The sequence below is a fragment of the Bacteroides caecigallinarum genome (genome assembly GCF_016901995.1).
Taxonomy (GTDB): domain Bacteria; phylum Bacteroidota; class Bacteroidia; order Bacteroidales; family Bacteroidaceae; genus Phocaeicola; species Phocaeicola cellulolyticus.
Genome location: NZ_JACJLE010000129.1, coordinates 1 through 993 on the forward strand (window position 1 = coordinate 1; position 993 = coordinate 993).

Genomic DNA, 993 nt, shown 5'->3' on the forward strand with positions numbered 1-993 from the left:
TAATGGTTTGACAAGGAGTTGCGTTCAGCAGCTAACTTGGCTTGTTAGTAGCTTCATTAATCCCACATAAATCCTCCTAAAAAAGTAAGACCATTATAATTATCCAATTCTTCAATATAGTTTTTAGGTTTATTCCCGCTACTGAATAATTCTTTCTTGAAAATGAATATTTTTTGGTCTTTTTTCTTATCACGAAAGCCATTGGGAATATAACAAAACGCACAATTTGCCATTCTTATTTTTTGCTTTTCCAAAGTAAAATCTACTACATCATATAAAAATTCATCCTTAATAACACGCCGTACTAATTCTTTGGCTTCAATTATGTTATCTGCAAATTCTATGTACAAAAATTCTGGATAGTAAAAATTTATTCCTAAATCCTTACAGAACTGGCATCTTAACATTGGATTTGGACGTTTTTTTGTCTCTCCATTATTGAATTTACGCAATTCTTCAAGGTATTCATCTTGATTAAAATATTGCATAAATTCATCTTTACTTTTATGAGTTATTCCTGCCCAAGTTAAATTGCGCAACCCAGCTAAGGAAGTTGATACACTTTCTATTTCATCAGCTTGAAAATCAAATGTTCCTAAGAAAAACATACTTTTAGCCTTCTTTGCTTGAGCACGTGTTATATCTTCTCCAGTATTATAACAGATAGCAGCATTTGCTTTTTGTATGTTTTGCTCTTTACATAGTTGCATTACTTTTTCTGTTTTAGCTGGTATCATTTTAACCAATTCATCTATACCACATGGTGAAAATTTCGTTACCAAAAAATCTTCATCATAACTTGATATATTAAGCTCTTTGCAGAATTGACAACTTAGCTCTAAATTATCTTCGTCATGTTCTGCCCACCATTGACGGAACTTTGATTGATTTATATAAGTTTCAAATTCAGCATTTGATTGAAACTGTCCAATCCAAATATAAACTTTACTCATATCTTTTCTAATTTATTGGTTGTTCAATTGCTACTAATGG

General features: G+C 30.8%; 1 protein-coding gene. It reads right to left on the minus strand.

Going from position 1 to position 993, the window contains the following annotated elements:
• Positions 1-56: 56 nt before the first annotated feature.
• Positions 57-953, minus strand: a complete 897-nt coding sequence (locus H6A61_RS15280; protein ID WP_204394760.1) for an immunity 22 family protein — start codon at positions 951-953, stop codon at positions 57-59.
• Between the last annotated feature and the right edge of the window lie 40 nt (positions 954-993).

What these genes read in the sequence shown, in the direction of transcription:
- H6A61_RS15280 (WP_204394760.1), bottom strand. Translation starts at nt 953, where the DNA reads ATGAGTAAAGTTTATATTTGGATTGGACAGTTTCAATCAAATGCTGAA.